General features: G+C 69.1%; 10 protein-coding genes. 2 read left to right on the top strand and 8 right to left on the bottom strand.

From position 1 onward, the window contains the following. On the top strand, window positions 1-487 hold a 487-nt coding region (locus GORHZ_RS19025), incomplete at its 5' end, for a molybdopterin-dependent oxidoreductase (protein ID WP_006335864.1). Next, entirely contained in the window at window positions 484-1,197 is a 714-nt protein-coding gene (locus tag GORHZ_RS19020) for an FAD-binding oxidoreductase (protein WP_006335863.1), read from the top strand. The genes GORHZ_RS19025 and GORHZ_RS19020, both read left to right, overlap by 4 nt. Before the next feature lie 15 nt (window positions 1,198-1,212). On the opposite strand, the gene GORHZ_RS19015 is transcribed toward GORHZ_RS19020, so the two are convergent. From GORHZ_RS19015 to GORHZ_RS30965, 8 genes are all read right to left on the bottom strand, one after another. Further along, window positions 1,213-1,752, bottom strand: coding sequence for a phage tail protein (locus GORHZ_RS19015; protein ID WP_006335861.1), 540 nt, complete (start codon window positions 1,750-1,752; stop codon window positions 1,213-1,215). Continuing rightward, window positions 1,753-3,693, bottom strand: coding sequence for a putative baseplate assembly protein (locus tag GORHZ_RS19010; protein ID WP_006335860.1), 1,941 nt, complete (start codon window positions 3,691-3,693; stop codon window positions 1,753-1,755). 7 nt (window positions 3,694-3,700) lie between these two features. Then, window positions 3,701-4,153, bottom strand: coding sequence for a GPW/gp25 family protein (locus GORHZ_RS19005; RefSeq protein WP_006335859.1), 453 nt, complete (start codon window positions 4,151-4,153; stop codon window positions 3,701-3,703). 16 nt (window positions 4,154-4,169) lie between these two features. After that, window positions 4,170-4,448, bottom strand: coding sequence for a PAAR domain-containing protein (locus GORHZ_RS19000; protein WP_006335858.1), 279 nt, complete (start codon window positions 4,446-4,448; stop codon window positions 4,170-4,172). A 9-nt stretch (window positions 4,449-4,457) separates the two neighbouring features. Further along, entirely contained in the window at window positions 4,458-6,170 is a 1,713-nt protein-coding gene (locus GORHZ_RS18995; protein ID WP_006335856.1) for a VgrG-related protein, read from the bottom strand. A gap of 5 nt (window positions 6,171-6,175) precedes the next feature. Beyond that, a complete protein-coding gene (locus GORHZ_RS18990; RefSeq protein ID WP_006335855.1) occupies window positions 6,176-6,949 on the bottom strand; it encodes a CIS tube protein in 774 nt (257 codons plus the stop codon). Continuing rightward, the gene (locus tag GORHZ_RS18985) at window positions 6,946-7,389 is read right to left on the bottom strand and encodes a phage tail protein (protein WP_006335854.1); all 444 of its coding nucleotides are present in this window, start codon (window positions 7,387-7,389) and stop codon (window positions 6,946-6,948) included. Before GORHZ_RS18985 ends, GORHZ_RS18990 begins: the two co-directional genes overlap by 4 nt. 42 nt (window positions 7,390-7,431) lie before the next feature. Then, window positions 7,432-8,064 (bottom strand): hypothetical protein (locus tag GORHZ_RS30965; protein WP_006335853.1); only part of this gene is annotated, 633 nt, incomplete at its 5' end.

Below are 8,064 nucleotides of genomic sequence, written 5' to 3'. Positions count from 1 at the left end.
CCCCATCATCCCGCTCGAGCGGTGGTCGTTGACGATCCAGTCCTCCGACCATCGTGGCCACACCTGGAACTGGGCGGAGTTCGCCGCCCTTCCGCACGAGGACGTGGTGTCCGACATCCACTGCGTGACACGCTGGTCGAAGTTCGAGACACGATGGCGCGGAGTGTCGTTCGACACCATCGTCGACGCGCTCCCCTGGCCGGTCGAGGGTTGGGTGATGGCGCACTGCCACGGCGGCTATGCCACCAACATCGCGCTCGCCGATCTCGTGGACGGACGCGGGTGGATCGCCGACACCTACGACGGCGAGCCGTTGCCGCCCGAACACGGTGGTCCCGCACGGTTGTTCGTCCCGCATCTCTACTTCTGGAAGAGCGCGAAATGGGTTCGGCGGCTGCGTGTCATGCCTACCGACGCACCCGGATTCTGGGAGAGCCGCGGCTATCACATGCACGGCGATCCGTGGACGGAGCAACGGTACTCGTGACCGAGTGGCAGGTGACCACCGTCGTCGCCGACACCCGGCACGGCCCGACGGCCCGCTCGTTGCGACTGGCGCTCGCCGAGCCGATGCACGCGGTGCCCGGGCAGCACATCGACATCCGGCTCACCGCCGAGGACGGGTACTCCACCGCACGCACGTACTCGCTGTCGGATGTGCGGGAGACGCGCACGGTGGAGGTGACGGTGGAACGCGCCGAGGACGGCGAGGTCTCGCCTTACCTCGTCGACGTCGTCGAGGTGGGTGAACCGCTGGAGGTCACCCGACCGCACGGCGGTTGGTTCACCTGGGAGGGCCGCGACCGCCGTCCGGTGCAACTCATCGCCGGCGGATCGGGTCTGGCGCCGCTGATGTCCATGCTCCGGTCCCGCGAGATCATCGCTCCCGCAACGATGTTCAATCTCGTATATTCGCTTCGAACGCCGGAGCGGACGCTGTTCGCCGACGATCTGCGCCAACTCATGATCCACCGGCGGCTGCCGGTACACCGCGCCTACACACGCAGTGCCCCGGCCGACGACGACCGACCGGCCGGACGCCTGACGGCCGAGGAGCTCTGCCGGATCACCATCGCTCCCGATCACGCTCCGACGGTGTACATCTGCGGCCCGAACGGGTTCGTCGAGTACTGCGCGACGATCATGGTCGGCGCGGGACACCGGCCGGAATCGGTACGCACCGAACGATTCGGGTGACCGGGCTCCGGTCGCTCACCGCCCCACGACGTCCACCCGATGAGGCAGATGGGCCGGCTTCACCCGGGTGACGACGGCGTCGAGGCGCTGGAGGTCGATCGCATCCGGGTCGTCGACGCGGAGAACGACGGTGATCCCGGCATCGGCGACGGCGTCCGGTGGACCGGTCGGCTCCGACGAGACGTTCACCCCGCCGGATTCGGTGATCTCCGGAGTCACCCCGAACGCCGCGGTGATCGCGTCGTGGACCCCGGTCACCGTGCCGCGCCAGCGCAGCAGGTCGGCGCCGGCGGCGATCAGCTCCCGCTTCTTCTCCGGGCTCTCGTGGCCGTCGAGCACCAGGCCGATCCACGCCGCCAGCCAGTTCAGCGAATCCTCGGGTGCGGTCGCGGGATCGAGATGGGCGGGAAACGAGTCGAGCACGACGAACACCGGTACGAGCATCCGGTCGAACACCGCGCACAGCCCCTGGGCGTGGTCGTCGTCGAGGTAGATCGACGGCAACGTCGCCCCGATCGGAAAGGGGGTCTCGATCCCCGCCAGGTCGCAGGACACCTAGATCACCCGGACCTGATGCTGATGCGACAGGAAAAGTCCGGTGGGCGGCAACGTCAGCCGATCGGTGGACTCCTGGCCACGGCGGCCGGTCGCCGGATTCACCGGGTAGAGGTCCACCATCACCTCCTGCCCGAGGTCCACCCCGGGTACGTCGGCGATCGCCGCGGTGATGTCGGGAGCGCCGAGCGCACGCCCCACGGGCCAGCCGACGCCCGAACGCCCGCCACGGACCGGGTGCAGCAGGCGGTACAGATGGCGCAGCACGTCGCGCTTCACCGTCTGCCGGTCGAAGCCGAGCGATGCCGAGACGCTGACCACGATGGTCACACCGATGTAGAGCGGCGGTTCGATCAGGAGCCGGGTCCCGATCAGGCGCCGCCGGTCGAGGTAGGCGGCGATGGTGTCGAGGACCTCGGTCGACGGGGTCAGGTCGTGCAGGCGGATCTCGCCCTCGGCGTCCTCGGCGACATGCGGGACGACGAGGAGCCGCACGACGCCGGGCGCGTCGTCACCGGCGGGCAGGCAGTGCACGCGGGCGATCTCCGGGGCAGCCTGCCGGGTCAGTTCCTCGAAGTCCTCCGCGGTCACCGCGCGTCCCCGCGACCGCAGCACGACCGGACCCCGGAGTTTGAGTTCCTCGATCGTCTCGGCCTGCGCACCTCCCACCGCCGCGACCCTGTTCTCCACCCTCGACACGAACGGCACGCTGGTCTTGAGGACCCGCAGCTGACCGACTCCGACGTTGCCCGCGGCGCCGCCACCGATCCGGTATTCGTCGACGCCGATGACGGCACCCTTGCGCGGGATGGCACCGAAACACCGCAGCGAACCGTCGGATTCGCGTACCGCGGGCCCGAAGGTGATCTCGCCGGAGACCGTGTCGAGGTGAAACACCTTGTCGTCCGGCCCGCACTCGGCGAAGTCGTCGACCGCGGTCCACACGGAGGACTCGGCACCGTCGCTCACCGAGACCCGGAGTCCGTCGGTGGGTACGACCGGGCGCTGGTGCAGCGAAAATCGTTGCGCCACCGAACCATCGGAGATCCCGAGGACCTCCCCGACGACGCCCTGGGAATGACGTGCGCCGACCGTACCGCCGACGGTCTGGGCGGTCACCGCGTCGATGTGCGGGGAGCGCTTGTAGGTCGGTTGCCCGGGGATCGCGTCGACGACGCGGCAGCGCAGCCAGGCACCGCGTTTCCCGGCGACGGTGGAACGGATGTGATCGTCGGGCATGTGTACGATCACGTCCCCGGGTTGGTTGAATCCGCCGGTCTCGTCGAGCCCGACATCGCAGGCCACCCAGCCGCGCTCGGTCGTGGCCTCCCACTGCAGCGGCGGCCGGCGCGGATCGACGCCGGCACCGGCCACCGGACACGTGATCCGCAACATCACCGCGCACGACGGAACGGGATTCGACAGTTCGACGAGCAGCGCGTCGTCGGGCTGAGGCGTCGCGGCGAAGCAGTCGAAACCGGTGTTGCCCAGCGAGAGGGTGCGATCGCGCGGATCGGTCCCGGCGGGCGCGGCGAACACCCGTTCCCGGCTGCACGGGATGATCGACAGCCCGCGTTCGGTGGAGAACACGATGGGTTCGGCGATGTCGGTACGGACGGTGCTGATCTCGGTGTCGGCCCGCACCTCCACCGTCTGCGGTTGCGGCGCAGAGAGCCAGAAGGTGACGCGGGTGCGCGCCGTCGATGCCGGACGCAGTTCGAGTCCGAGGAGGTCGAGGAACTTGAGGTAGTTGCGTTCGGGGACCCGGTTGAGGCGGTATATCAGCTGGTCGACCATCGTCGCGACCGCCTCGATCAAGGTGATCCCCGGGTCGGAGATGTTGTGGTCGCTCCATTCGGGAAACCGTTCGCGCACAAGGCGTCGCGCATCGTCGACCAGGTTCTGGAAGTGCCGGTCGTCGAGATCCGGTGCGGGCAGCATCGTCGTCTCACCCCTTCGCGGTCGGTGTCATCGCCCCGGGGGCGGATTCGTCGGGTTCGTCGGGGATCACGTAGAACGGGAAGACGAGGTTGCGGATGTCGTTGCGGCCATGGATGCGATAGCGGACGTCGATGTAGAAGGTCCCGGTGTCGGCGGCGGCGAAGTCGACGTCGATCTCGTCGACGTCGATCCGCGGTTCCCAGTCCTCGAGCGCGGTACGGACATCTCGCGCGATCGCCGCAGCGGTGGCCGAGGTCGCCGGGGAGAACACGTGATCGTTGATGCGGCAACCGAACTCGGGACGCATCGGCCGCTCCCCCGGCGAGGTGCGCAAGATGATCTCGATGGCCTGCTCGACGTCGACGCCGCCTCCGGCGAGGGCGAACGCACCTGTCGGATCGGTGCGCAGGGGGAATGCCCAACCGCGGCCGACGAAGTCGACGGCATGTGATGAACCCATGGATGTCACGATCCTCTCAACCGATCAACACGCTGGCGGCGCCCGTGATGATCGTTGCGCCACAGCCGGATACGTCACCGACGCGTGCCGCCGGCCGACCGCCGATCAGCACCGTCGGGCACCCCGGCGGCATGATGGTCGTCGGTGGATGCACTGCGGGCGGCGGGAACGAACAGATGTGCGGCGTGCCGACCGTGGCCGCGGGCCGACCCTCGATCAGCACCGTCGGGCAGCCGGGCGGTCCGATGACGCCGGGATGTGCGGTCACGTCCGAGACGCGCGCGGCGGGTGGCATGTCGACTCCTCAGTTGAGTTTGATGGGGGTGCCCTGCACCGTCAGTGGACCGGATGCGGTCAGCTGGGCGGTGCTCGCCGAGTCGACGGTGACGCGGGTCCCGCGCAGCCCGAGGGTGCCGCCACCGGCGTCGAGGGTGATGCCCTGATCCGCCTTGATCGAAATCGTCCCGGCGCTGCGGACGGTGATCGCCTTGGAGGTCGCGTCGAGTTCGATGCGCAGCATGTCGTCGCCGGTCGCGAGGACGACCCCCTCGGTCCGTCCGTCCTGGTCGTTGAGGTCGAGCCGATGTCCGCGGCGTGAGATGACCGACCGGCGGTTGACCGCACCCGATCCGGTGTCGACGAGCGCCACCCCGCGCGCGTCCGGGGTGTCGACGCCGTTGAACAGTCCACCCAGGACATACGGGTGGTCGCCGTCGCCGCGTTCGAAGGCGACGAGCACCTCGTCGCCGACCTCGGGCAGAATCAGCGCGCCGCGATCCTTGCCCGCGCCGGCCATCACGGTGCGGGCCCACCCGCTGACGTAGTCGGCGGACAGTTGCGGGAACGACAGTTTCACCCGTCCCTGCCCGAGGGGATCGTTGATGTCGGTGACCTGCGCCAGGGCTACTCCGGAGCCGGCGCCGCCCGGATGCGCACCGGCAGAGGCGAGTCCGAGGAGGCTGCGGTCGTGGGCCGCCGACACGGTGATGGCCGTGGTGTATCCGCCGGTCGGTTCGTAGCGGTGCCGGGCCGAGGTGAGGACGAACTTCCCGTCGAACGGGGCGCCGAGGTCGGTGATCGCGATCGCCACGCCCGCCCGCAGCATCGGATTACCCGCGCACACCGCGTCGACCTCCGCGAATCCCGACGCGATGGCCTGCGCCCGGGCCCGGGCGGCCGCGTCGGCCTCGGCCTGGGAACGCACCCCGCGGTCGGAGACGACGTGGGTGGGGTTACCGAACGCACCGGCCAGGCCGGCCGGATCGATGTCGGTCAGCCGCGCACTCGGTGCGTCGGGTTCGGCGGTACCGACGATCGGTTGTTTGGTCGCCACATCCCACCCGCGGACCTCCACGCGCCCGACCTGTTCGGCTGCGGTGATCGAGGAGCGAAGCCGGATGATGTCGGTGCCGAATCGCAGCACCAGCGGATTCTCCGGGTCGGCGCCGGGCGCGTTCCCGGCCTCGGTGGGCGGCCCGAAATCCAGTGCGCCGTCTCGGACCCCGACGCGGTAGCCGATGTCGCGCGCGAGCGCCGAGAGGAACTCCCAGTCGGACTGGTCGCGCTGGGAGATGTGTTCGTAGACCGTCGACGAGGCCTTGATCCGCCCTGGGCGCAGGCCCGCGCGGCGAGCACACTGGGTCGCCGCGTCCGACGCCGTGACCTGGGTGTAGGCGGCCGTGTGCCGGCCGCGGAAGAGCCGGTGGGACTGGTCGTAGCCACGAATGGTGGTGAAGGTGCCGGCCTTCTCGAACTCCGCTTCGATCGCGGTGATCTCGCCGACGAGCAGATCCCGTGGAGCCGGTTGGCTGTCGGTGGTGATGGAGATCGTGATCGGTGCTCCGATCCGGATCGAGGCATCGGTGAGGACCGCGCGGGCGTTGTCCCGGAAGCGCAGCGAGAAGGCGTCCGGGAGTCCGGTGTTGGTGTCGACGAACGACGACACCAACTGCGGCATCACGGTTTCCGGCAGTGGATTGCCCGCGACCGCGATGGTGAGTCCCGACGTGGTGGCCATCGCTGTCACCGACCTCCGACTCGCGACGGGGCCGCCACGTCGTCGACGGCGGGCATCCGGATCACGGTGCCGGACGGAACCCGCATCGGATCGTCGATGTCGTTGAAGTCGGCGATGGCGCGCCACCGGGCGGGGTCGCCGTACTCGCGGTGGGCGAGACTCGCGAGCGACTCCCCCGCGACGAGCATGTGGGTGCGCCGCGCGGAGGCGGCCCGCGACGTCGGGTTCTGTCCGCCCTTGCCGCCGGGCATCTCCTCGATCTCGACGGTGCACACGGCCCGCAGCGGGCCGCCGTCGGCAGCGAAGAGCGTGAACTTCGCGGTGACCTTGGTGATGAATCCCGGGAAGCTGGTCAGCCCACCCCATTTGAAGACGATCAGCGGGGGCATCGCCTTGGGGGTACCCGTCGTCGCGCTGGTGGGGACACAGCAGGACATCAGGCGGTCGACGCCCTTGGCGACGCTGTCGTCGTGTTTGGCGGTGCCGTCGAGGAACATCTCCAGCGACAGCGTGCACGGTTGGGCGCCCATGAACTCGGCGGCTCCGGCCTTCGCCGCCCCCTTGGTCGGTTTGCTCTCCCACTTCGCCGCCTTGGTGATCGTCACCTCGCGCGGATTGAACTGGAAGGGAATCGATCCGAGCTTCGCGCCGGGTTTGGCACCGCCCGGGGCCTTGGTCGGCTCGTACATCTCGAGTTCCGCGTGCACGATCTGGTCGGCCGAGGTCGCTCGCTTCGACGAACCCGAGGCCGGGGCGGAGAGCGCGACCGCGCCGCTCACGAGCCGTCGCCCTTCGACCCGCGGATTCCGCGGTGGACGAGTTCGAGGGTTTCGACGGCGACCTTCGGGCTGTCAAGGTTCAGCGACGGTCCGGTCCACCGGACCGGGAGCACACCGTCGAGCGACCACTCGGCGACGGTGTCGCCCTGGGCATTCTTCGCCGCGATCTTGGCTGTCGTCGGGGTGTAGCCGCCGACGACGGCACTGACCCACTCGGCCAGTTTGTAGCTGTCGTCGCAGACCGGCCGGGTCAGTTTGATGTTGCTGAACTTGACGCGGGTCGGCAGCTGCCAGACCATGCCGTTGTTGCCGCCCTCCTCCCGCTGCTCCATCACGATCTCCAGTCCCAGCCCCTCACAGCTGACGAAATCGCCCAGCGGCGCCGAGTCCACGGTGACCGAGAAACACACGCTGACAGCGGGATCGGTGGTGGTGGTCATCTCTACTCCTGTGGTGTGGACGGTGCGGTGGTCATCGAATGCTCATCGGTCGGTCAGCAGACCGGATCGTTCCCGGTCCAGCCAGAGTTCGGTCCGCAGTCGCGCGGAGAGCGGTTCGTACAGTTTGCGCGCGAGTTCCTCCAGATCCTCCGCCGATGCGGGCGACCCGGCCCCGACCGCCCGGGCCGCCCCCATCACCGGTGCGGCATGACGGGCGACGGTGTCGGACAACGACTCCGTCGTTCCGGTTACGGCTTCGGACGCGGCCCGGGCGATATCGGAGCCACCGACCGCATCAGATATGGACTGCGCGACGCCGGAGCCACCGACCGCATCAGACACCGCCCGCGCAACATCGGAGCCACCGACCGCATCAGACACCGCCCGCGCAACATCGGAGCCACCGACCGCATCAGACACCGCCCGCGCAACGCCGGAGCCACCGACCGCATCAGACGCGGTCCGCGCGATATCGGAGCCACCGACCGCATCAGATATGGACTGCGCCGCACCGGATTCACGCACCGCATCCAACACCCGCGACGCATCCGAACCACGCACCGCATCCAACACCCGCGACGCATCCGAACCACGCACCGCATCCAACACCCGCGACGCATCCGAACCACGCACCGCATCCAACACCCGCGACGCATCCGAACCACGCACCGCATC

Origin of the sequence: Gordonia rhizosphera NBRC 16068, from assembly GCF_000298195.1 — a bacterium.
Taxonomy (GTDB): domain Bacteria; phylum Actinomycetota; class Actinomycetes; order Mycobacteriales; family Mycobacteriaceae; genus Gordonia; species Gordonia rhizosphera.
The sequence above is the reverse complement of the archived record's forward strand: the minus strand, read 5'-3'. Positions and strand labels throughout refer to the sequence as shown.